This is a genomic window from Rhodospirillaceae bacterium (assembly GCA_028819475.1).
Lineage (GTDB): Bacteria > Pseudomonadota > Alphaproteobacteria > Bin65 > Bin65 > Bin65.
This window is the reverse complement of sequence record JAPPLJ010000019.1, coordinates 105,065-127,945: the sequence shown is the minus strand read 5'-3', so window position 1 is coordinate 127,945 and position 22,881 is coordinate 105,065. Positions and strand designations below refer to the sequence as shown.

Here is a 22,881-nt window from a genome sequence, read left to right as displayed (position 1 = left end):
CGACAAACGGGCGGCCGAGCGTGACTCCGGACCGTCTGCTGCTCGATGTCATGGCTGCCCTTCCAGGATTGCTGGCTGAACCCCACGGGTGCGCCGGTCTTTGCGGACGAGGTCGGTCACCAACAATCATCCCGATTTAGAATTCACTATGCTTTCATATTGTGATATATTGTTTAATCATGTGCAATATCCATGACGGAGGATCAAGATGTTGGCCTCATTGAAACGAGCGTGGGCGGTCGCAATCGGGGCGACCATCGCAGCGGGCCTCGCCTTCCCCGCCGGTCCGGCCAATGCGGATCTCCTGGCCGAGATCAAGAAACGGGGCGAGTTCATCGTCGGAACCGAAGCGCGGTTCCCGCCCTTCGAGTTCGTCAAGGACGGCAAGATCGTCGGCTATTCGACGGATATCATGGTGCACGTCATGAAGGCGCTGCCGGGAGTGAAGTTGAAGCGGCTCGATCTTCCGTGGCAGGGCATTCTTCCCGGCCTGGCCGCGTCCAAGTTCGACTATGTCGTCACCTCCGTGACCGTCACCAAGGAACGCTACGCGAAGTACGCGCTTAGTCTGCCGATCGCCGACGCGACCATGGCGCTGGTGAAACGCAAGGGCGACGCTTCGATCAAGGCGCCCGAAGACATCGCCGGCCACGTGGTCGGCTCGCAGGCCGGCTCGGCGCAGCTGCAGGCTCTTCAGGCTTTCGCCAACGGGCTCAAGAGCGCGGGCAAGGGGGTCAAGGGAATCAAGACATACGTCGATTTCAACGAGGCTTTCGCCGATCTGGCGGCAGGGCGGATCAGCGCCGTTTGCAACAGCCTGCCAAACCTGCTCGATCTTGTCCGCAAGCGGCCGGATACATTCGAAATGGTGCTGCCGACGTTCGGCCCCAAGAAATATTTCAGCTGGGCCGGTCGCAAGGATGCCGATAGCGCTTCGCTGGTAGCCTTTATGGACAAGCAGCTCTCTGCGCTGAACAAGTCGGGCGTGCTGACCGCACTGCAAAAGAAGTGGTTCGGCGGACCCATGAACCTGCCGGCCGATAAGTTGCCGGTGCCGAAAAACTAGGCACCGGCCAGCGACCGCCCGATCGCTCCGCCGGTGGTCGGGCGGTCGACAGCCCTTGTGTGTACGGTCGACCGTATCGGCGATTGACGGGTCTCGTCGGTGGATTTTCTCGGCGTCATCTCGAACCACTACAACGCTTTCCTCGCTGGCGCGGTAATGACCGCCGTGGTCTCGGCGGTCTGCATCGCCGCAGGCATGATCCTGGGCCTCTGGCTCAGTTTCGGTCTGATCTCGCAGAACCGGCCGATCCGGCGGGCTTCGGCTGCCTACCGAAGCTTTTGGCGGGGAACGCCCATCCTTGTGCAGCTCCTGATCGTCTTCTACCTGCTGCCTACGATCGGCGTGGATGTGCCGCCGATCGCTGCGGCCATCATCGCACTGACCATGAACACGGCGGCGTTTCAGGCCGAGATCTTCCGGGGCGGCCTCCTGTCCATCCCGTCCGGCCAGGTCGAGGCCGCGCGCATGCTCGGGATCGGAATCCTGTCCATCAGGATCAGAATTCTGATTCCGCAGATGATGCGTCTGGTTCTGCCGGCGCTTATCAACGAAACAATCAGCATCCTCAAGAACTCGTCCCTGATCTCGGTGATCGCGGTGACCGAACTCATGCGCACGAGCCAGCAGGTTGTCTCGGTCACTTACCGGCCCCTGGAAACCTATATGATCGCCGCGGTCATCTACCTTGCCATGAATCTGGTTCTGGCCCGCGCCGGGTCCTGGTTCGAGAAGCGCCACGCGGTCGCGGCGGCGCACTAGCCGGTTCGGGGAAAGCCGTGTCGTTCGACATCGACATCGTGTTTCGTTACGGGCCGCTGTTGCTGTCGGGATTATGGGCGACAGTCTATATCTGCGCGCTGGCATCGCTTCTGGCCGTTGCCGCCGGTCTTGCGGCTGCGCTGCTCTACGGCCTGCCGTTCCGTCTCCTGAAACTTTCGTGCCGGGCCTACATCGAGGTCATGCGCGGAACCCCGATCCTGATCCTGCTGTTCATAATTTACTATGGCGGCCCCTCGGTCGGCTTGACCCTAGAGGCAGAAACGGTCGGGATCGTCGGTCTCGGACTTTACGGCGGCGGCTATTTCGCGGAAATCTTCCGGGCCGGGTTCCAGTCCATCCCGCCCGGGCAAATCGAAGCTGCGCGCATGCTCGGTATCCCGCGCCGGGCGATCATCGTCCGCATTCAGATCCCGCAGATGCTGACGCTGATCATCCCGCCATCCACCAACCAGGTGATTATCCTGGTCAAGGAATCGGCGCTCCTGTCTATCATCACGGTCGCCGAGTTGACGAAAAACACGACGCAGATGGTCAACGAAACTTTTGCCGTGGTCGAACCGTATGTCGCGGTCGCCCTGCTCTATTGGCTGATCGTCGAGGCCATCGCGCTTGCGGGCGGAAGGCTCGAACGCCGGTTCGGGCACGCATCATGAGCGACCCGTTGTGAACAACCGGGCGACAAGCGGCGCCGCGGAAGGCAAACCCGTGGTTCTGGTCGAGGGCGTACACAAGCGGTTCGGCCCGGTTCACGTCCTGAAGGGAATCGACCTTGCGGTCGACAGGTCGCAGGTCGTCTGCGTCATCGGCCCGTCCGGTTCCGGCAAGAGCACCCTTCTGCGATGCATGGCCTTTCTCGACCGATACGACGAGGGTCGGGTGTTTATCGAAGGCCGGCTGCTGGGCTACAGCGAGGTCGACGGCAAACGGACGCCCGACAGCGACCGCAAAATCGACAGCGTCCGCAGCGTCATCGGCATGGTGTTCCAGCACTACAACCTTTGGCCACACAAGACTGCGCTCGGCAACGTGACCGAAGCGTTGCGCGTGGTCAAAAGGCTTGGCAAGGCGGAGGCGGAGGCAATCGGCATGGAGATGCTGGCCAAGGTCGGGGTGGACGACAAGGCTCACGACTACCCGGCCCAGCTCTCGGGCGGACAGCAACAGCGCACCGCGATCGCCCGGGCCCTGGCGATCCGACCGCACGTTATGTATTTCGACGAGCCGACCTCGGCGCTGGACCCGGAACTCGTCGGCGAGGTGCTTCAGGTGATGCAGGAACTCGCGAGCGACGGCATGACCATGGTTGTCGTCACCCACGAAATGGGCTTCGCCGCCCATGTGGCCGATGAGGTCGTGTTCATGGATGAGGGCGAGGTCGTTGAACGCGGCCCCCCGGACGACATCTTCAAGCGGCCGCAAAGCGACCGTCTGCGGGAATTCCTCGATACCTGGCGGTCGCGCACGATCTAGCGACGGGAATCGGGCAAGACGCTGCGCGAAAACGACGCCGGGTGCCGGTCAGGCAAGCCCCTCAACCCCGGGCCGAATGGAGAGCCCGCGTCGCCTGCCGGCCACCACCGGCCGGTCGATTCCTCGTAGTTCGCTAAAAGGTGGGAGGCGTGTTCACCCAGAGCACACGAGCGACCGTGCTTCCGTTGTTGGCAAATGAATGTGCCAGCTCGGAACGAAAGACGAATGAGTCGCCTGCTTCCAGAAAATAGGACGTGTTCTCGATGGTAAGGAAAAGCGACCCTTCCATTACGACACCGAACTCCTCTCCGGAATGCTGAATCTCTCCGTTGCTTCCGCCACCCGGGGGAATGATGTACATGTCGGCCTGAAGCAACCGGCCCTTTTTCGCTGGCACAAGCTGTTCCAGGCGCATCCGGTCCCCGTCGGACTCATCGCCGTCGACGAGAAGCACATTCCTCTCATTCGCCCGTGTGACGACTTCGCTTTCTCCGGACCCGAATATGTCGCTGATGTTCAAGCCTAGCGCGACCGCGATCTTGTGCAATGTGCTCAAGGAGGGCGTCGCCCGGTCGTTCTCGATTTTCGACAACAGGCTCTCCGAGCACCCGACGAGCTTTGCCATGTCTCTCAGGGTGAGGCCCTTCACCAGGCGCCAGTGACGTATCTGTCTGCCGAGCCTGAGGCTCTTGTCGTCATCCTGGCCTAGATCACCATTCATTCAGCGTTCTCCTGTCGGCGGGTCCGGGGTCGCCGGAGCAAGGAGGAATGCTCGGCTCCGTTTGTGACGCCCAGTCCCGCTCGGACGCGGCAGCTCGTCCGACTCTTGAAATATTCCCTCAACGACAATTGGCGATGTCTCATTAGCCCGGAAATCCAGCGAAGAGAGGACCGCCCGGCCCTGCCTTTTCATTCTCGTTCGAGAAACTAGTGGGAATCATCCTCGACGACTAGGCCGCTGGCGGCCGGTCGCCGGCCTGGCTGGCTGACCGCAGGAGCGCAGGGGAGCCGTGCGGACGGGTCGCGGGCCGATCCCCGGCTGGGCGAAGGACCAGGCGACCGGCCCCTGGCCGATCAACGCCCGGTCCGAGACGGCGGCGGACCAGCCGCGTTTCGCGACGCCTATCCAGTAACGGTTGCCGCTTCCAACCCCTTGGCAGGGAGGGCAATCGCCGTCAGACCTTTCCGCCATTCCGTCCGGACCTGCTTGACGTTCGATCGGATATCGTCCCTTATCGACGCAGGCTGGCGTCCGCTCCTCATATGCGGGTCATGCAAATGTTGCTGATTCGATCCAGCGAGGGACCGCCCAGCCCAGCAAATTCCCCCAATTCTTCACCCAATCTGCTCAAACGGACGCTGGTACCCGTCATCATCTCGGAATCGGTCGAATTCAAACTACCTACCACGGGTGACGTTCCATGACCTCGTCATCTGATTGCAGAGCTTCCCCGGTGACCTACCTGTCCCGATCCCGAAACTCCGCACTATACGAGGCCATCTCAGCCCGACCCGGCGACCAAGCAACCCGGTCCGCCACAAACTGTGCGAACGGCCGGATATCCTGATCGATGCTGGCGCTTTCAAGCGCCGCCAGGTAGGCATCACGATCCCCGACCCGGATGACGGTCCACGGATAGCCGCCGGATGCCAGCATCGCGTTCATGACAAGCCGCGCCATGCGCCCGTTGCCGTCCGGGTAGGGATGGACATAGCCGAACAGCCAGTGCCCGAGTACGGCGCGAACGGAAGGTTCGGATTCGGCTTCCAGCAGATCGAACAGGGCCGGCATGGCATCGCGCACCGCCTCCCGGCGCGGCGGTACATGCCGCGATCCCCGCCGGAACACGGCATCGTTGCGATAACCCGCCAAAGCTGAAGCCGCGATCAGGCCGGCGGCGACGCAAGGCTGAAACAGTTCGCGATACCAGTTGCGGTGGGCCTTGCGGACCAGGGCGCCGGCTTCACCGCCGCCGACGATCTCGCCCACCGCCGCCCGCACGAGCCGGAACGCCTGCCAGTAACCGCGCGCTGCCAGCGCATCCCGGCCCTGCCGGTCGGCGTCGCAATTGTCCGGGTCCCAGTTGCCCCCGCGCACCCGGTCAATCAGCTCCGGCGTAACGCGGTAACCCTCGATCGACAGCGAGTGATAGGCATCGTTCCGATAGATAACGTCAACGAAGGACATATAGGCTTCGGGGTCATCGGGCAGGCCGGGCGCTTCGGGAAATGCCGCGATCACAGGCTCCCGCATCGCCTCCCACAGCGATTGCAGGCGGCCGACAATCGGCGCCTGCGCCCGGCTCAGCGCACCAAAGGCCCGTTTCGGCTCGAACGGATCGGCTTCGCGGACGTCGTAGCCGGCGCGTTTCATGACGCCCAGAATCTCGTCGGCCACCTCGCCCCTGCCGATGCGGCGGAATGCGCCGGCCAGCCGCCCGGCAACCACCGAACGGCCGCCATCGAGCAGCCGCCCGAGCAGGTCGGCCGCCTCGCGGACGCCTGAGAGTACGACCTGCGCCTCGACCGGGTGCCGGACGAAGAACGCCGCCGGCACGCGCACCAGTGCCGCCTCGGGCACGAACAGCCGCAGCCCGTCCCGGTCCGTCAGGTCGGCATCCGGCGGCATGTCCCTTTGCCTGAGATCGTACAATGACGTGCCGAACAGCAGTTCGACGGCGTTGTTGGTGCCCCGGGGCGCATAGACGATGACCTGCTGCGGCATGACGGTGTTTTCCGCGTGAAGCAGCAGGGACTGTTCCGGGGAAAGGTGCCAGTCCGGCCCGAACCGGGCGGTACAATAGGCCGCGCAGAACTCCCGGAAGGACGCGGACCAAGGCGTCGTATCGCCCGGATCGGCATCCGGGCTCCAGGAGATCAGCCAGCCCTTCATCACCTCGCGCAAAAAACCGTTCCTGACCAGCCGCTCGCGGTGAACACGCGTCAGCTCGCCGGAGCGAAGGACCCGTTGCCCTCGGCCCTGGAGCTTCCGGAACTGCGCCAGCGACGCAGCGAGTTTCTCATTCGGTGTGGCCATACCGGACTATCAGCTTCATTTCACAAGTTTGACGTGTCGTATCAATACAAGTGTAACACGTCGGAATAATTCAAGTAAATGATGCTGTACATGTGCACGTAAATTGCAACGCGCCAACACACGTCTCTGCTGCACAGCGATACACTCAGGAAGCGCCCGCATCGGCCCATACTGGTTTCCAGCCAGCCGCCGCGGGGGTACCGCCTTCCAGCAGTTCGCCGCAGTCACGGCAGCGGTGTGCGTATCCGGACCTGGCCGGGAGGCCGACTCAGCAGACCGGACAGGGACGGCTCTTGTGCCCGCGGTACGGTAAGTTGGAATAGCCGAAAATCTGCTCCCGTCTCGCAGTTTTCCCGGCGTACCAAGCGCCCCTCCCGGCATTGCGGGCAGGGTATCTGCATGCCTACGTGGAAACCTGCCCCAAAGTGGCGTCCAGCCCCGACGACGTGTCGGCCGACGGGCGCGCTCCACGCAGATCCGTATGCCAGCACGTCAATCTAGTTCGATTCAGAGAGGTCGATCACCGTCGCAGGCCGACAACCGATCTATGGCCCAACGGAAATAACGCCGGTACACACGTCTGGGCGGGGCAGGCAGGCTCCGGAATCTGCTATCGCCCGGAAATCTTCCTCCGCTTGTGGCGTTGGTCCGAGTAGAAGCGCATAAGTGCGTCCTGGTATCGCCCGACCAGCGGCCTGATGCCGTGGAGCAGGGCGCCTCCCTCCAGGGTCTGGCGGGTGAGCTCGGCCTCGAGCGCTTCGATATCCAGGCCGACGACGCGGCCGGCGTCGACCACCTTCCGCCCGGCCACGTAAAGCGTGTGAACGAACCGACTGTTGCCGCGGGCGAGCAACACGGCGACCTCGTCGCTCAGCCCATCGACAATGTCACGAGCCATGGCCCCGTAGTCGATGATCAGGAGATCGGCGGGCGCCCCCGGGCGCAGGGCGCCGAAACCCGATTTCCCCGTCACGGCGCGTCCGCCGACGCCTATCGCGGCGTGGAACAATGCCGCCGTGGAGAGAGTTTCATCGAACCCCGGGCCGTTGTGGAGCAGGTAGGCGAGCTTCAGGTCCCTGAGGGCGTCGTCGTCGTCGTCCAGGGCCAGGGCATCGACGCCGAATGCAAAGGGAACCGACTTCGCAAGAAACTCGCGCACCGGAGCAATCCCGGAACGCAGCCTCAGGTTGGAGCAGGTGTTGACCGAGACGATGACCTCCCTTTCCGCAAGGCAGGCCATTTCGTCGGGCCTGAGCCATACGCCGTGAGCAAGGGTAAGGCGCGGGGAAAGCAGGTCGATCTCATCCAGAAAGCCGACGACGCCCTCCGGATAGGCCGCATCCGCCCACTCCCGCTGATAGCGGGTCTCGAGAAAGTGCATGTGAACGCGGCGGCCGGTGCGCGCCGACGCTTCGGCCACGAGCTTGAGCAGCTCATCCGAAGCCCACTGCACGCCGACAGGACTGTACAAGACCTCGACCAGTTCGGTCTCGACTTCGGCCGCAAGCCTATCGACCCGTGCAAGCTGCTCCCTGGCCGGAAGCGGCGGCTGCCGCCACAGGCGCTCGACTTCGGCACGATCCTCGGGCGACAGGAGCGACAGGAGATCGTCGTCCTCTCCATAGGCGAGCAGGTTTCGGTCCCGCATCGGAACCGCCAGCGCGAGCCGAATCCCAAGATCGTCCGCGGCGCGCGCCACGGCACGGATCTCGTCCTCGAAACATTCGGGTCGATTGACGATGTGGCAGTGTACGGCCGCGCCGACGCCGGCCCGGGCGAGGCGCGCCATGGCAAGGAGCGCGCTGAGATAAGGATCCACTTCGGGCTGGAAATAGATCGATGGAAGCCAGGCCTCCAGCGGCCGGTCGCTCCCGCCGTAGGCGAGGTATTTCAGCCCGCGGCCGTGGTCATGGGCATCGGCCAGGGCCGGCATGGCGAGATGGTCCGGGGCGGCTCGCTCGGCAGGGGCCAGCGCCTCGGCGGCTTCGACCGTCGCGATCGAGCCCGCCGAGATTTCGATCCGCACGTTCCGCCGTGCGGACTCGGCACCGGGCTGCGCGAGCAGGCGGCGGGTAAAAAGCGTCTCTGTCGCTTGCGGCATGCGTAGTCCCTCCCCGTCACCCTCCCGTGGCTCTACGCACCCGGCGCAATGCCGATTCCCTCATTGCTCGTCGATCGCTCGCAATCGGGCACCGCAGAAAGACCCGTCCCTGCGACCGACGCTACTTGCGTAAGCCGGTCCGTGGAAACACAGCGGCGCATTCTCCTCCATATTCGGCCGCCATGAGCGGATCATCAAGACCGGGTTGTTGCGAGCATCGGGTTCGCTGACCCGGCCGTAGCGGGCCACCGCGCCGCGGGCGTCATGGACGGGCGAGGTGCGAACGCCGTTTGTACCAATCGACGCTGACGCCATAGCGGAAAATCCTTGAGCCTGCCCCTTTGGCAATGAAAGCTTGTGGTCGCGTCCGAAGGCAAAACCCAAAGCCGCCGGGGTACACTCATTCCAGCGGGACCGAAAATCCCGGCTTGCTTCCAAGGGGACAGGTTATGCCGGAAACCATCGAACTTCTGGTGCGCAATGTGCGGCGCTACGACGACGGCAGAAAGGTCGATATCGCCATAGCCGATGGGCTTATCCGACGGATCTCGGAGGGCAATGGCGCCGTCGAGCCGGCCGAGGTGCTGGACCTGGAGGGCTACTTCGCCTCGCCGGGCTTCGTCGAGCCGCATTTTCACCTCGACAAGTGCCTGGCCGCCGAGGTTGCACTGCCGGGCGGCACCCTAGACGAACAGCTCGAAGCCTTCTGCGAGGCCAAGTCTCGCCTTTCCGCCGAGACCGTCGCCGAACGGGCGTGTCGGATGGGGAGGATCCTGGCGAGCCGGGGCGTGGTCCACGTGCGCAGTTTCGCGGATATCGATCAATATGCGGAACTGAGAATCCTCGAAGGCCTCAAGGAAGCCAGGCGCCGGCTCGAGGGCCTGATCGACGTTCAGATCGTGGCCTTCCCCCAGATGGGCATTTTCACGCACGATAACACCCGGCGGCTTCTCGAGGAGGCTCTCGAAATGGGAGTCGACGCCGTCGGCGGCCATTCCGAGCTCGAGACCAGCGAGGCCGAGACGCTTCGGCAGATCGACCTCGTGTTCCAGTTCGCCCGCGCATTCGATGTCGACGCCGACTTCCATGTCGACGAATCCGACAGCAGGACTTCCCGTTGGCTGGAAACCTGCGCCCGCAAGGCCGTCGAGCACGGATACCGGGGGCGGACGAGTCTCGGCCACGGCTGCGCGATCGCACATCAGGGTCCGGAGTACCGGCGGTCGGTCTACGCGATCCTGAAAGAAGCGGATGCGACCGTGGTCAGCAGCCCGACTTCCGGGCTTCTGTTCCGCGGCCACGGCGAGGCGAACCCGCCCCGCGGCATCACCATGGTGAAGGAGATGCTTGATCACGGGATAAACGTGGCCTGCGCCCAGGAAGCCTACCGATCGGTCTTCTCGCGCCATCTCCGATTTCCCGACCCCCTGTTTACCGGGCAATTGATGGCGTACACGGCCAAGCTTGCCGACGAAGAAGGTCTGGGGACCGTCTTTCGCATGCTGACCGCCAATCCCGCGAAAGCGCTCCGATTGCCGGACTACGGCCTTGCCGAGGGTTGCGCGGCCGACCTCGTGTTCCTGAAGGCTTCCTCGATTTTCGAGGCTCTGACCCTCCTCAGCCCGGAGCGCATCACGCTCAAACGGGGCCGGGTCGTCGCGCGGAGCCGTTTCAACGGATCGGTATGGAATCCGGCCCTGGAAACGTTCACCGACCCCTTGACGATCTGAACCCCGTGCCTGCGAAAGCGGGAATCTGAAGGATTCAATCCGCGGCGTCGCCGGGCTCATCGAAGGAGAATACCGCCGGCAACCCGCCGGTATGCCAGAAGAGGATCGGTCCGGATCCGGAAATGCGACCCTGTTCGAGAAGTTCGATCATTCCGTGCATCGCCCGGCCCGTGTAAACCGGGTCCGTCAGAATCCCTTCCTCTCGGGCAACGGTGCGGATCGCCTCGAAATCGGCTCGTCCCGGCCGGGCGTAACCATCGCCGATAAATTCCTCGGAAACAGTGACGTCGCGGGACCCGATCCGGCAGTCGACCGCCAGTACGCGTGCGCATTCGGCCGCCATCGCCGGTATGGCGACGTGCAGCTCCTCTTCGGATTTGCCGGTACTGATGCCGACGATTGCGATCGGCCAATCGAGGACTTGCGACCCGAGCAGCAAGCCGGCCTGGGTGCCTCCGGTTCCGGTCGGAAGGACGATCGCCTCGACACCCTTCTCCATTTCGCCCAACTGTGCCCGGGCCTCGAGGGCCGCTTCCACGAAGCCGGCGACACCGATCCCGGTGGACCCTCCGGGAGGCAAGGCATAGGCCTTGCCGCCCCGGGCCGAGACGTCTGCGATGATTTCGTCGATGACCTCTCGAATCGGGCGATTGCCCGCATACCGGATTTCCGCACCCAGGAGGTTCGAAAGAAGAACGTTTCCCCGAATCTCGCCCGGCCGGTACGCTTCGAGGGCGAGAATGCACTTCAGCCCGGACCTCGCCGCCGCCGCCGCGGTCTGGACGACGTTGTTCGACTGGAGAAAGCCCGTCGCGACCAGCGTATCGCACGCCTGAGCGATGGCCTCCCCGCCCAGAAACCGGAGCTTGCGCGCCTTGTTTCCGCCCATCGCCAGTCCGGACAGATCGTCCCGCTTGATGAGGATTTCACGTCCGACCAAACGGCTCAGGCGGGGCAGAGCCTGAATGGGTGTGGGAAAGAAACCGAGGCTGACCCGCGGTAGTTGGGACAGGCCGGGAATGCTCCTGTCAAAGTTCACGCGTTGCTCCCCAGATCCAATAGATACCGTCGCAACATTCCCGTCTCCAGCATGCAGGGTGCACTGCTATCCGGTTTTCCCGACCACCGGCCGGATGACGGACGATTCCCGGGGAAGCTACCGGTTCAATTCCGAGCGAGCGCAGACTCGGCCATGGCGAGGCGGTGGATCGTGGCGCACAGCAACTGGGCTCCGGCGGTCAGGTCGTCGGGACGCGCGCTTTCGGCTTCGTTGTGGCTGATACCGTCTTTGCAGGGAACAAAGATCATGGCGGTCGGGCATTGTCCAACCATGAACTTGGCATCGTGAGTCGCTCCCGAAATCATCTCGATATGCGGGACGCCCAGGTCGTTTGCGGCTTCGCGCAGGACGTCGAGGATGTCGTCGTTGAACGTCACGGGGCGCGATTCGAACAACAGGCGCGCATCCGCGGAACACGGGCCGTCCTGCCGGCGACAGGCGTCGAGCAAGCGTTGCCCAGTGCGCGCCAGGACTGCGGTGTCGGGATGCCGGAGATCGATCGTGAAAAACACCCGCCCGGGAACTGTGTTGGGCGAGCCGGGCGAAACATCGAACCGGCCGATCGTGAAGCGCAAAATGTCCGCGGGATCGTGGACGATTTCCCGCAACGTCTGAGCAAGCGCAGAGGCCGCAACGAAAGCATCCCGGCGGTTTCCGAGCGGAGTCGTTCCCGCGTGGGCCTCGTCGCCTTGCACCTCGACCTCGAACAGGTTCAGGCCCTGGATCCCGGTGACGATGCCGATCGCGCAGCCCTTTTCCTCGAGCACCGGGCCTTGTTCTATGTGCGCCTCGACATACGAGAATGCGTCTTCGCCCAGTTCCCGCTCGGTCAGCGGCGGGATCCGGCGTAGATGCTCGGCGAGGGCGTCGCCAACGCTGATACCTTCCTTGTCGACGGTTGCCAGCGCCGTCTCCAGCGGCAACTCTCCCGCACATACGGCGGAGCCCATGGTCGTCGGCGGGAATCGGGCGCCTTCCTCGTTCATCCAGACCACAAGTTCGATCGGACGGAGCGTCGTCAGGCCACTATCGTCGAGAGTTTCGAGCACCTCCAGTCCGGCCAGGACGCCGAAGACTCCGTCGAAGTTTCCGCCTGTCGGCTGGGAATCGAGATGCGATCCGGTCATGACGGGGACCGCCCGGGCGTCCAGTCCCGGACGACGGATGAACAGGTTCCCGATAGGATCGATCGACGCTGCGTAGTTTCGTTGCGCCGCCCAGGAAAGAAGGAGGTTCCGGCCTTCCGCGTCCTCAGGCGTCAGCGCCTGCCGATTGACACCGCCCCGCTCTGTCCGGCCGATCTTCGCCATGGCAAGGTGCCGCTCCCACAGACGGCGGCCGTCGACGGCCGCCGGGATCGGCGACTGGGAGCAAACGGATCTCTCTTGCATACGTCTTTGGAATGATTCCTGCGCGCTTTGTCAAGTTACTTGATTTTGAGGCATAGTACGCGCATGCGAGCGCAAGAACCATCGGTCGCATGCCCGCGACTCCTCGCGGTCCGAACCGAACCTGTTGACGATGTGCAACGGGAGTCTTTGGCAGTATCGGGGCGGCCGAACAATTGTTTGGGCGGATGACGAAATGAATCGACCGACTCTCCTCATTCGCCACGCGGCGTGCCTTTATCCCTGCGAGACACCGAACGAGGCGCCGCTCACCAACGCCTGGGTTGCCATCGAGAATGGTGTCGTCGCCGGACTCGGGCCGGAGCCGTACGTGGGCGCGCCGGCGGCGCGGGAAATCGATGCCCGCAACCATCTCGTCCTGCCGGGCTTCGTCAATATGCATCATCACTACAGCCAGTCGCTGACCCGGGTCGTGCCGGCCGGCCAGAAGGGCCGTTCTCTGGACTGGCTCGGCTGCATGTATCCGCTGTGGCAGGAACTCAACGGCGAAGCCATGGACGCTGCGGCGCGCCTCACCGCCGCACAACTCCTCCTGTCGGGCGTCACCACGAGCGTCGATCACGCCTACTTCTATCCCGGCGGCCGGGACGACCTCCTGGACGTCGAAATCGGAGCCGTGCGGGAGATGGGGTTGCGCCAGCACGCCATTCGCGGTTGCGTGCCGCGCCTCGAGGGGGCCATCGACGACCGCATCTCCGCCATGCGCGGCGGCGCGGCAATCGCAACCACCGAAGAACCGGACGCCATCCTGAAGGCCTGCGAGCGTGGCTTGGCCGCCTACCACGACCCGGCGCGCCTTTCGATGGTGCGCATCGGGATCGGGCCGACGATGATCGCGTATTTTCATCCGGAGCTGATGGATCGGCTGGGCCGTCTGGCCGACGAGGCGGACTGCGACCGGCACCTGCACGTGACCCCCAGGCCCGACGACGTGGCGCTCTCGACGGAGATGCACGGTTGCCGGCCCACCGCCCACCTGGAGCGCATCGGCTGGCTCAAGCCGAAGACCTGCCTGATTCACTGTACGATGCACACGGCCGAGGACATCGCCGTGCTCGCCGGCACGGGCGCGGGCATGGCCCATTGCCCGAGCCAGAACATGCGCCTGGGTGTGCCCGCCGGTCCGGTGCCGGAAATGCGGGCGGCGGGCGTGCCTGTCGGCATCGGCGTCGACGGGGCGGCCAGCAACGACGGCGGCAGCATGCTTACGGAATTGCGCCTGGCGACTCTGGTCCACCGTTTGATGGGCACCCATGAGGAGTACGGTCCCGAGGACTGGATGACGGCGCATGACGTGCTCTGGATGGCGACGCGCGAGGCGGCCCGCATTCTGGGCCGGGACGACATCGGCCGCCTGGCCTTAGGCTGTGCGGCTGACGTCGTGCTCATCGATCTCGGGCAGCTCTGTTACGCCGGCGGCCTGCACGACCCCCTGGCCTGCATCCTGTTCGTCGGTGACACGGGCCAGGTCGACACGACCATCGTGGCCGGCCGTGTTCTCGTGAGCGGCGGACAGCTCGCAGAAGCGGATTCGCGCCGCCTGGCTTCGGCGGCAAACGAGTCGGCGGCGGCGATGGTGCGACGCCTCAGAAAACGAACCGGGCAGGACTTCGGCAGCCGGGCCGACCGTTTGGCGGACTTCGGAACGGGGGTGCTGCCTTCGTGACGGCGGAAGCGGAGGTCAGAAGGTCGGCGGCGTGTTGACCCACAGGACCTTGGCGATGGTCTTGTCGGGATTGCTGTAACCGTGTGGCAGATGAGAGGAGAAGGAGAACGATTCGCCGGCGCGGATGACGTAGGAGATATCCTCGACCACCAGCTGCAGCGTCCCTTCCAGCACGAATCCGAATTCCTCGCCGTCGTGCTCGATGGGACCGTCCGTGTTCGCGCCCGGGTCGATGTGATGAATGTTGGCCTGAAGCAAGGTTCCGGCGGCGCCCGGAATCAGTCGCTCGAGCGTGATTCCTTCGCCCCGCCAAACCGGATCGACCCGGATCACGGGGCGCGTGCTCGGTCGCATTATGGATACCCGGCCGGACTCCGGTGTCTCCTCCGCGAACAGCAGCGCGACGTTCATCTCCAGCGCGGCGACGATCCGGTGAAGCGTCGAGAAGGACGGGCGCACCTTGTCGTTCTCGATCTTCGAGATAAAGCTTTCCGAGCATCCGACCTCATCCGCGAGCTGGCGCAGGCCAAGACCCTTCGTCAGCCTTGCGTGTTTGAGGCGGATGCCGATCCTGATTTCGGTCGGCGGTACCGGGTTCGCGCGAGTCGAACGCAAGTCCCTGCGCGAGATTTTCCGTTTAGTCGCTGGTCTGGCACTCATCATTCAGTCGCCCGTTTTGACCGGCTTCAACTACAGGCGCATGTCGAGAAGTCAATATACTTGACGACTTAACCCGTTCCCTCGATTTTCCCGCGGTCGAACTGCCGACGAATCAACCGCGCTGCCGATCGACGCATCGTTGGAATCGGAAGAGAATTGTGCCCGCCGCAGGAACTGCCGACACGCCTGCCCAGGATCCGCTCGGCGCTTTTCGCACGATATTCGGGTCAGCTGTGCCCGGCCGGTCCTCCGGCCCGCTTTCGGGATTTCGCTTCGCGGCCAAGGATCTCTTCGACGTTCAGGGGTACGTGACCGGTTGCGGCAATCCCGACTGGGAACGAAACCATCCGCCCGCGGTCCGGACGGCGCCCGTCATTCGCACCCTGCTTGACGCCGGCGCGACCCTTGTGGGGAAGACACACACCGACGAGCTCGCCTACAGCGTCAACGGTGAGAACGTGCATTTCGGGACACCGGTCAATCCGCGCGCCGCGAACCGAATCCCCGGCGGCTCTTCGAGCGGTTCGGCGTCCGCCGTTGCCGGAGGTGTCGTCGACTTTGCGATCGGCACCGACACCGCCGCGTCGGTGCGCCTGCCGGCGAGCTATTGCGGACTGTATGGCATCCGCCCGACGCACGGACGGCTGTCTGCGAAGGGTTATGTTCCCCTTGCCCCGAGCTTCGACACCGTGGGATGGCTCGCGGATTCACCCGAATTGCTCCGCGATGTCGGCCGGGTTCTGCTGACCCCGGAGACAGCCGGTTCGGCTCCGGTAACCTTCCTCGTCGCCGAACCGGCATTCGACCTCTGCGATCAGCCGGTGCGCACCGCCCTTGAGCGCGCGATCGGTCGTATCGCGGAGCATACGCCGGTCCAGACGGCCGTATGGGAGCGCGATCTCAGCGCATGGTCGGCCACGATGCGCATCCTTCAGGCTTTCGAAGCCTGGCAAGCCCACGGAGAATGGATTCGCGAGGCGCAACCCGGCTTCGGGACGGCCATCGGGGAGAGGTTCGCCTGGGCCAGTACGGTTACCGCGGCGCAATATGAAACCGCGCTCTCGGCATGCCGGGAAGCACGGGCCTATCTCGACGACATCCTGGGGGACGACAGGGTCCTGCTCTGGCCGACGACGCCCTGCATTGCGCTTCCGCCGCGCCTGGACGCCGAAGCGCTGGAGCCGATCCGCCAGCGTATCCTGCCGCTGACCTGTGTCGCCACTCTCGGCGGCCTGCCGCAAGTCACCTTGCCCGGCGGGCAGGTCGAGGACTGCCCGATCGGCCTGTCGCTCGTTGCGCCGCGCGGCCGGGACTTCGAAACGCTCGAGCGGGCGGTCGAACTCGCGCGGTTTCTGGCCGTTAGGAACTCTGAGAAATAAGGGCCGTATCAGTCGTCCGCGGCCCGGACGATGGCGGCCGCCACGCCGCCGCCGGTCGGCCCCTGGTGGTATCCCCAGCCGGCCGAGGCGTAGATTGCCGGATCGCCGACAACGGACGCCACCACGGCGCCGAGGACCGCGCGGGCCGGGCGCGTGTTGAGATCGGAATCCGTCAACAATGTGGTGCGCCAGCCCCGCAGCAGGCCATCGAGCGGCACCTGGCCCTTCGCGAACACGTTGAGCACCCGCGGGCGGGCGGATTCATCGACCGAACCTTCGACCTGCAGTCCCGCTCTCCTGAGCGCCTGGCGGACCCCGTCGGCATCGATTAGGTCGTCGAGGCGGCAGTGGGCGGCAACGTACGGACTCTCCGAACGAACCGAGTTTCCGACAACGAACACCTGGCAATTCATCAGTTCGATTCCCGACGACGAGCCGCCCCGAGTCGTGAATATGTCCGGGTTGGTGCAGATGTCTGCGGGATCGACGGCGGCGACCTCGCCGAGGCCGACGGCGATACCGAGACCGGAGGCGCCGTTCGAATAGCCCATGGATCTCAGCGTGTCCTCGGTCACGGTCATGGATCCGCGCGCTTTGGCGGCATTGATCCGCTCCGTCGTCAGGAGGGGGCACTTTACCTGCACGTAGTGAACGTCCTCCGTGCCGGCGATTTCCGCGCTCTCGAGAGCCGCCTTCACGGCTTCCGCAACGAGCTCGACCTGCACGATCGTGCCGATCTCTTCCGGCAGAAGCTCCCGCGTGTTTGCCATCGCGAAAGCGAGTCTTTTCTGCCCGCGCGCGCCGCTCGACGTGGTTTGCCTGCTGACGAAGACCGTGGCGTGGGGCGAAATTATTCCCTCGCATCCGCCCGACATGACGAACGCGACGCGCCTGTCGGTTTCTTCGGCGGACCGCCCGATGCGCCGGGAAAGGAGATCGCGCAGGCACCGGTGGGCCAACGGCCGCGAATAGTCGTTGACCCGGCCGTTGCCCTCGGTCTTGCCGATTAAACAGACTACCTCCTCGGCATCGACCGTGCCGTCATCCAGCAGCGCCTCCAGACCGGTGACGTCGTCCGGAGCGGACATCGGGAACTTGTATGCGGTGTAAAGCCGGCCCATTCCTAGACTCCCGGCACTCGGCATCGAGGCGCCGAACTCAGTCGGCCTCCTGCAGCAGCGAGACGTGTGCGGCAACGATTCGCCAGCCTTCGGGCATCCGCGCCCAGGTTTGCGACTGCCGGCCCGCAAGGCCGGTTTCGGTGCGCACGTAATCGATGCAGGTCGTGCCGAAATCCCGCCCGTAGCTTGTGATGACCTCGCGGATCACCTCTCGGTCCGGTGCGCCGCCGACCTGTGCCCTCCGCAGACGATACGCGGCAATCTCGTCGTGGCCGTAGAGATTTTCCGCGACTCCGTAGCGGACCGCATGCGGCGATTTCCAGAAATAGCCGTTGAGCCTCTCCGGTTTATTGGACGACAACGCGTCTTCGTAGCCGCGAAACGCTTCCGTCAGCTCGGCCAACACTCCGGGAATGTTGATCTGCACATTCTTCTCCCGAAGCCAGAATCTCAACAAGTGCGCCGAGCATGCCAAAATCGTTCCCATCAGTCAAGTTACTTGACTTTTCGGGCCAATTGAACTCTGCTGGTGCTCATACGTCGTGGACCCGATTTGAACCTCAGGCCCTATGCGCCGGAACCCGGTGCCGGGCCGAAATCTCTGCAGGCGAGCGCGACCGATGGGCGGACGAGAGACGTGGCTGACGCCTTGCTCTGTGCGGTTCGCGGCCCCAAAACGGGGCACATTTTTCCATGCCGATAATCAACAGGCTCTCGACCTTACGGGCCTATGGGAGGACTAGCGATGAATCAGGAGAAAAAACTTCGTGCCCTTTCCCGGGGGACCCCGGCAATCGAAGGCGTTTCGCGGCGCGATGCCCTGCGGGCGGGCGTCGGGCTTGCCGGCGGCGCGGCTGCGGCGTCGGTCGGTCTTTCGGCGTTCGCACCTGCGGCTTTGGGCCAGAGCGGCAAGCTCGAGAAGGTTTCGATCGTCCTGAACTGGGTCAAGAGCGTCCAGTTCGGCGGTCACTTCGTGGCTCAGGAGAACGGCTATTTCAAGAAGCAGGGCATCGAGGCCGAGATCATATCGGGCGGTCCGGGCATCGATTCGATCAACCTGGTCGCATCCAAGAACTCGATGCTTGGGGACCGGGATTCGACCAACATCATTCTCGCGAGGAGCAAGGGGATTCCGATCAAGGCCTTTGCCGCCGCACTTCAGCAGAATCCCTACTCGATGATGAGCCTCAAATCGAAGCCGGTCCGCAACCTGCAGGACATGGCCGGCAAGACGATCGCCATCCCCTCGCAGAGGCGGCCGACGATGAGGGCCCTTCTCAAGGCGGGCGGCATCGACGTCAACAGCGTCAAGTTCGTGCCCACGGGAACCGATCCCGGCATTCTTCCGACCGGACAGGTCGACGCCTACTTCGGCTGGGCGACCAACCAGGGCGTGATGCTGAGGATGCGGGGGGTAGACCTTCATATCGTCTCCCTGAACGACCTCGGCGACGTCACCTACGCGATGGTCTTCTTCGCTCTGGAGGAAACCCTGAAGGAGAAACGGGACCTGATCGTGCGGTGGCTGAAAGCGGAGATCCAGGGCTGGAAGTGGTTCGCGGAGAACCCTGAGGCGACGGCCAAGATCACGGTCGAAAAATACGGGCAGCGGGGCCTCAACCTGGCTCAGCAGAAAGTCGAGTCCAAGACCTACGGGCCCTACATCCTTGGCGGCGACGCGAAGACCAAGGGGCCCCTCTGGATCGGCACCGACATTTTCGAGCAGGGAATGGAACTGGGCGCGAGCGCCGGCCTGATCAAGAAAAAGATCCCCGTCGCCGACCTCGTCGACCAGTCCCTCGTCAAGGAAGCGCTCGGGATGTGAGGCGCCGACCCGCGGGCGTGCCGGACGCCCACGCTTGCCGGGTCATGCCGCTCACGGTATCACGAACCCTCGACCGGGGGTTCGTGACGCCGTTCGCGGTCAGCGAAGACGTCGGAATCGCTCGCGCGAGACGGTCTGGCTGGTGGCATTGCCCTGACAATGGCGGAGCATCTCAAGCTCAGTAATGTGACCGTCGAATTTCGCCTCGGCCAAGAGACGCTCACCGCGCTCAAGGATGTGAGCCTGTCGCTGGCGCCAGGAGAGTTCGGCGCGATCATCGGTCCGAGCGGCTGCGGAAAATCGACCCTCCTGCGGGTCGTTGCGGACATCATTCAGCCGACCCACGGTTCCATTTCGATCGGCGACCGGCCGCCGGCCGAGATCCGGCTGAATCAGCTCATCGGTTTCGTTTTCCAGGACGCCACCCTGCTCCCCTGGCGCAACGTGATCGACAACATAAAGCTGCCGCTGATCATCCTGCGCGACAGCAACCGGCAGCTGGAACGCAGTCCGCAGCAACTCGTCGATCTGGTCGGCCTTACGGGTTTCGAGAAGGCGATGCCCTCCCAGCTTTCCGGCGGCATGCAGCAGCGCGTTGCGATCGCACGGGCCCTGGTTCTCAATCCCCAGGTTTTGCTGCTCGACGAACCTTTCGGGGCGCTCGACGAGATTACGCGCCAGCGAATGAATCTGGAGCTTCTGCGCATCTGGGCGGAGAGCCAGACCTCGGCCCTTCTGGTGACGCACAGCATCGCCGAAGCCGTTTTCATGGCGGACCGGGTGTTCGTGCTGACCGCGGGACCCGGGCAGATCAAGGCGGAAAGACACGTGCGGCTGACCCGCCCAAGAACGCTCGACATGATGCGCTCGCAACCCTTTTTCGAGACGGTCAACTTCGTGCGCGACGCGCTCTACTCCGACGAGTCGCCGTCCGAATCCGGCTTGCCGCAAGGCTAGACGAACGGCTTCGGGGCATGCGCGCGCTTCATGGGACACTGGCGGGAAAGCGAAGTTCCGTACGTTCGCTGCTTCGCTTTGCCTTTGCCAGCGGCGTCTTCGTCGTATTTCTCGGCTTCGTCGAGCTGATGCGGGCCTTGGGCGTGTTCCCCATTTCCATCGCCGCGCCAAGCGAGATCTACGCGACTTTTGTCGCCCACGCCGACGATCTGTGGTTCCATCTCAAGCCGACCCTGTGGGCGACGGTCGTCGGCTATTTCTTCGCGTGCACCACGGCGATGGCGCTCGCGATGCTTGCGGTTCTCGTCAAACGCTCGGAAGGAATCGTCTACAACTTCGCCGTCGTCATATACAGCATTCCCCTCATTGCGTCGGCGCCGATCCTGGTCATGTGGTTCGGTGTCGGCTCGACGGTCCGGATCATCATCGCCGCGATTGCCGGCTTCTTTCCCGTCCTGGTCGGCGCGATCCAGGGTCTCCGCGCCGTCGACCGGCAGGCTGCGGAACTCTTTCACTGCCTCTCGGCCTCCAAGCTGCAGGAGTTCCGGCTTCTGGCCCTGCCGAGCGCGCTGCCCTACCTTTTCGCCGGCCTTAAGATCTCAGCCGCCAGCGCGCTCCTGGGCGCCATCATTTCGGAATGGGTGGGTGCGGAGAAAGGTCTCGGCCTTATGATGGCCTACGCCCTTTTCTCGTTCAACGTGGCGCTGGTGTGGCTCACGCTCATCGTCTCGATCGTCAGCGCCATACTGGCGTACTCGCTCGTCGGCCTCGTCGAGAAATGGGTCGTCCACTGGGAGCGGCCTGCCGAGATGATAGCTGATTAGGGTTCAGGCGGGAAAGAAGAGCGAACCGGACGTCGGGAGCATAGCTCAGTGGTCGTTGGAAGAGACAGGCTCTGGTTTACCGATGCGTGGCGGTCCGTCTGGTCGAACGCCGCTGCACGGCCCTTCGTATCCTTTGCGATCTTTGCGCTGTTGTTCCTGTCCTTCTGGCACGGTTTCGTGGTTCTGCAGGACATCAAACCGTATCTGATGCCGTTGCCCCAGGCAGCGATCGAATCGCTGATACTCAATCGTTCCATGATCTTCGGCCACCTGCTGTTCACGCTGGGAGAGGGAGTCTGCGGCCTTGCGATCAGCACGGTATTGGCGGTGGGCACAGCTGGCGTGTTCGTCGTTTCGCCGGCCGCGGCCCAGGCGACCTTCCCCTTCGCCATTTCGATGCGCAGCGTTCCTGTCGTGGCCATCGCGCCGATCATCACGCTGATCGTCGGTCGCGGTTTCTGGACCGGGGTGACCGTAGTCGTTATCGCGTCCTTCTTTCCCATTCTGGTGACCAGCCTCAGAGGGTTTCTCGGAGCCCGCCAGGCCCATGTCGAACTCATGCACCTCTACGGCGCGAGCCGATGGCAGATGCTTTACCTCCTCCGCTTTCCTTTCGCCTTTCCGTATATCTTTTCAGGCTTGCGCACGGCCGCCCCGATCGCCGTCCTCGGGGCCATGTTGTCCGAGTGGCTGACGGGCAACCATGGTCTCGGTTATCTCATTCTTGACACCGCTTCCCTCAGAGAGCTCGAACTCTTATGGGCAACGATCATCGTGAGCATGATGCTTGGCCTCCTCGTATTCTGGGCCACGGCTTCGGCAGAACGCTACTTCCTGCGGTGGCGATGAAGCGCGGCGCCGCCAACAGGTATGGACGTTACGCGCCAATTTTTCGGCATAGCCGGACTGTTCCGATGGCGTTCGGTCCAAACCGTGACATGCGGGGAAGCTTCGGCCGATCCGTATCGTGCGTTGCACCTGGTATTCTCTGGTGCCCGCGTGACTGAGATTGAAAGTCTGTCGCGAGCGCCAAAAAGGCTGAATTCGCATCTGTTGTTCCGCGCAGGCCTTTGACCCCACGAGACTGTAGCACCTCAATCGTTTGGCACGCCGATCAGCGTGCAACGCATGTGCCGAACAACAGGCCGATCCCAACCCGACACCGGCATATGCGGGTCATGTAAGGTGCCGCGATCTGGCGCCTAGAGTGCCCGCTCAACTCTGCGGAATTTCTTGATTCTTCGTTCACTCGCGAAAACAGGCGCGGACGCCCGTCATCATGCCGGAAGCAGTTGCGTTCAGACTCCAGACTGCGTGTGGCCATTCATGAGGTTATGCCGCTTGACGTCGGGTCCGTTGTCACACCAGCTTGGTATTGACCGCTCACCTGCACCCTCATATTGTCCAACACCTCGCTGGCGATGGCGTATTTTGGGTCGTCCCGATGCCCGTTAACGGGACTACCAGTGCCAGTTGGAAACTGAATCGCTGCCACCGCCCGGCGTTGCGATTGCGGGTTTCGCGTCGGCGATCGCCCGGCATAACCCTCGATGTGCGGCCTCCGCGTCAGCACCCCGTCGTCCGGCTTGGATCGAATCCAGACCAGAGTCCTTATGCTGTCGCGATCCGGTTTCACCATGCGGATCGGGCATGCGCTCGGCTCCTCTCGGCACTTTCCTTCCCGGCATAGGGCTGTCGCTGCGTATCTGCTCCTGACACCCTAGCGTCGGGCACCGTCAAGAAGTTGGCGATCCGACCGGTATGCCGGATGACGGCAGAGCCTCCCGTGCGGGGAT

Annotated in this window: 19 protein-coding genes; 11 read left to right on the top strand and 8 right to left on the bottom strand. The window is 63.7% G+C overall.

The window, feature by feature from the left end; translation table 11 throughout:
- Positions 1–208: 208 nt before the first annotated feature.
- The 4 genes from OXM58_04485 (at position 209) to OXM58_04470 (ending at position 3,316) form a co-directional block, all read left to right on the top strand.
- Positions 209–1,066: a transporter substrate-binding domain-containing protein gene (locus OXM58_04485; GenBank protein ID MDE0147607.1), complete on the top strand. Its 858-nt coding sequence runs from the start codon at positions 209–211 to the stop codon at positions 1,064–1,066.
- Positions 1,067–1,165: 99 nt separating this feature from the next.
- Positions 1,166–1,825 carry an amino acid ABC transporter permease gene (locus OXM58_04480; protein ID MDE0147606.1) on the top strand — a complete coding sequence of 220 codons (660 nt, stop codon included), beginning with the start codon at positions 1,166–1,168 and terminating at the stop codon, positions 1,823–1,825.
- Between the two features lie 17 nt (positions 1,826–1,842).
- Positions 1,843–2,499, top strand: coding sequence for an amino acid ABC transporter permease (locus OXM58_04475; GenBank protein ID MDE0147605.1), 657 nt, complete (start codon positions 1,843–1,845; stop codon positions 2,497–2,499).
- A 52-nt stretch (positions 2,500–2,551) separates the two neighbouring features.
- Positions 2,552–3,316, top strand: coding sequence for an amino acid ABC transporter ATP-binding protein (locus OXM58_04470; protein MDE0147604.1), 765 nt, complete (start codon positions 2,552–2,554; stop codon positions 3,314–3,316).
- A gap of 133 nt (positions 3,317–3,449) precedes the next feature.
- On the opposite strand, the gene OXM58_04465 is transcribed toward OXM58_04470, so the two are convergent.
- The 3 genes from OXM58_04465 to OXM58_04455 form a co-directional block, all read right to left on the bottom strand.
- A complete protein-coding gene (locus OXM58_04465) occupies positions 3,450–4,037 on the bottom strand; it encodes a cupin domain-containing protein (protein MDE0147603.1) in 588 nt (195 codons plus the stop codon).
- Between the two features lie 738 nt (positions 4,038–4,775).
- On the bottom strand, positions 4,776–6,353 hold the full coding sequence (locus OXM58_04460; GenBank protein MDE0147602.1) for a Fic family protein: 1,578 nt from the start codon (positions 6,351–6,353) through the stop codon (positions 4,776–4,778).
- A gap of 610 nt (positions 6,354–6,963) precedes the next feature.
- A complete protein-coding gene (locus tag OXM58_04455) occupies positions 6,964–8,454 on the bottom strand; it encodes an amidohydrolase family protein (GenBank protein ID MDE0147601.1) in 1,491 nt (496 codons plus the stop codon).
- Between the two features lie 449 nt (positions 8,455–8,903).
- Between OXM58_04455 and OXM58_04450 the strand changes: the two genes are divergently transcribed.
- On the top strand, positions 8,904–10,184 hold the full coding sequence (locus tag OXM58_04450) for an amidohydrolase family protein (GenBank protein MDE0147600.1): 1,281 nt from the start codon (positions 8,904–8,906) through the stop codon (positions 10,182–10,184).
- Between the two features lie 34 nt (positions 10,185–10,218).
- Here the strand turns inward: OXM58_04450 and OXM58_04445 are convergent, their stop codons facing one another.
- Both OXM58_04445 and OXM58_04440 read right to left on the bottom strand, forming a co-directional pair.
- Positions 10,219–11,223, bottom strand: coding sequence for a D-cysteine desulfhydrase family protein (locus OXM58_04445; GenBank protein ID MDE0147599.1), 1,005 nt, complete (start codon positions 11,221–11,223; stop codon positions 10,219–10,221).
- A 125-nt stretch (positions 11,224–11,348) separates the two neighbouring features.
- Positions 11,349–12,635 carry a M20 family metallo-hydrolase gene (locus OXM58_04440; GenBank protein ID MDE0147598.1) on the bottom strand — a complete coding sequence of 429 codons (1,287 nt, stop codon included), beginning with the start codon at positions 12,633–12,635 and terminating at the stop codon, positions 11,349–11,351.
- 193 nt (positions 12,636–12,828) lie between these two features.
- Between OXM58_04440 and OXM58_04435 the strand changes: the two genes are divergently transcribed.
- A complete protein-coding gene (locus OXM58_04435; protein MDE0147597.1) occupies positions 12,829–14,319 on the top strand; it encodes an amidohydrolase family protein in 1,491 nt (496 codons plus the stop codon).
- A gap of 15 nt (positions 14,320–14,334) precedes the next feature.
- On the opposite strand, the gene OXM58_04430 is transcribed toward OXM58_04435, so the two are convergent.
- Positions 14,335–14,934, bottom strand: coding sequence for a cupin domain-containing protein (locus OXM58_04430; protein ID MDE0147596.1), 600 nt, complete (start codon positions 14,932–14,934; stop codon positions 14,335–14,337).
- Between the two features lie 203 nt (positions 14,935–15,137).
- Between OXM58_04430 and OXM58_04425 the strand changes: the two genes are divergently transcribed.
- Positions 15,138–16,358, top strand: a complete 1,221-nt coding sequence (locus tag OXM58_04425; GenBank protein MDE0147595.1) for an amidase — start codon at positions 15,138–15,140, stop codon at positions 16,356–16,358.
- 8 nt (positions 16,359–16,366) lie between these two features.
- On the opposite strand, the gene OXM58_04420 is transcribed toward OXM58_04425, so the two are convergent.
- Both OXM58_04420 and hpxZ read right to left on the bottom strand, forming a co-directional pair.
- Complete coding sequence (locus OXM58_04420; GenBank protein ID MDE0147594.1) at positions 16,367–17,479, bottom strand: ring-opening amidohydrolase; 1,113 nt, start codon at positions 17,477–17,479, stop codon at positions 16,367–16,369.
- Between the two features lie 37 nt (positions 17,480–17,516).
- Complete coding sequence (gene hpxZ / locus OXM58_04415; GenBank protein ID MDE0147593.1) at positions 17,517–17,906, bottom strand: oxalurate catabolism protein HpxZ; 390 nt, start codon at positions 17,904–17,906, stop codon at positions 17,517–17,519.
- A gap of 318 nt (positions 17,907–18,224) precedes the next feature.
- Between hpxZ and OXM58_04410 the strand changes: the two genes are divergently transcribed.
- The 4 genes from OXM58_04410 to OXM58_04395 all read left to right on the top strand — a co-directional run bounded on the left by OXM58_04410 (position 18,225) and on the right by OXM58_04395 (position 21,934).
- Complete coding sequence (locus OXM58_04410) at positions 18,225–19,304, top strand: ABC transporter substrate-binding protein (GenBank protein MDE0147592.1); 1,080 nt, start codon at positions 18,225–18,227, stop codon at positions 19,302–19,304.
- A gap of 159 nt (positions 19,305–19,463) precedes the next feature.
- Entirely contained in the window at positions 19,464–20,261 is a 798-nt protein-coding gene (locus tag OXM58_04405; protein MDE0147591.1) for an ABC transporter ATP-binding protein, read from the top strand.
- A 17-nt stretch (positions 20,262–20,278) separates the two neighbouring features.
- A complete protein-coding gene (locus tag OXM58_04400) occupies positions 20,279–21,085 on the top strand; it encodes an ABC transporter permease (GenBank protein ID MDE0147590.1) in 807 nt (268 codons plus the stop codon).
- Between the two features lie 48 nt (positions 21,086–21,133).
- Complete coding sequence (locus tag OXM58_04395; GenBank protein MDE0147589.1) at positions 21,134–21,934, top strand: ABC transporter permease; 801 nt, start codon at positions 21,134–21,136, stop codon at positions 21,932–21,934.
- Positions 21,935–22,881: the final 947 nt, after the last annotated feature.

What these genes read in the sequence shown, in the direction of transcription:
- OXM58_04485 (MDE0147607.1), top strand. Translation starts at nt 209, where the DNA reads ATGTTGGCCTCATTGAAACGAGCGTGGGCGGTCGCAATCGGGGCGACC.
- OXM58_04465 (MDE0147603.1), bottom strand. Translation starts at nt 4,037, where the DNA reads ATGAATGGTGATCTAGGCCAGGATGACGACAAGAGCCTCAGGCTCGGC.
- OXM58_04460 (MDE0147602.1), bottom strand. Translation starts at nt 6,353, where the DNA reads ATGGCCACACCGAATGAGAAACTCGCTGCGTCGCTGGCGCAGTTCCGG.
- OXM58_04455 (MDE0147601.1), bottom strand. Translation starts at nt 8,454, where the DNA reads ATGCCGCAAGCGACAGAGACGCTTTTTACCCGCCGCCTGCTCGCGCAG.
- OXM58_04450 (MDE0147600.1), top strand. Translation starts at nt 8,904, where the DNA reads ATGCCGGAAACCATCGAACTTCTGGTGCGCAATGTGCGGCGCTACGAC.
- OXM58_04440 (MDE0147598.1), bottom strand. Translation starts at nt 12,635, where the DNA reads ATGCAAGAGAGATCCGTTTGCTCCCAGTCGCCGATCCCGGCGGCCGTC.
- OXM58_04435 (MDE0147597.1), top strand. Translation starts at nt 12,829, where the DNA reads ATGAATCGACCGACTCTCCTCATTCGCCACGCGGCGTGCCTTTATCCC.
- OXM58_04420 (MDE0147594.1), bottom strand. Translation starts at nt 17,479, where the DNA reads ATGGGCCGGCTTTACACCGCATACAAGTTCCCGATGTCCGCTCCGGAC.
- OXM58_04410 (MDE0147592.1), top strand. Translation starts at nt 18,225, where the DNA reads ATGAATCAGGAGAAAAAACTTCGTGCCCTTTCCCGGGGGACCCCGGCA.
- OXM58_04405 (MDE0147591.1), top strand. Translation starts at nt 19,464, where the DNA reads ATGGCGGAGCATCTCAAGCTCAGTAATGTGACCGTCGAATTTCGCCTC.
- OXM58_04400 (MDE0147590.1), top strand. Translation starts at nt 20,279, where the DNA reads ATGCGCGCGCTTCATGGGACACTGGCGGGAAAGCGAAGTTCCGTACGT.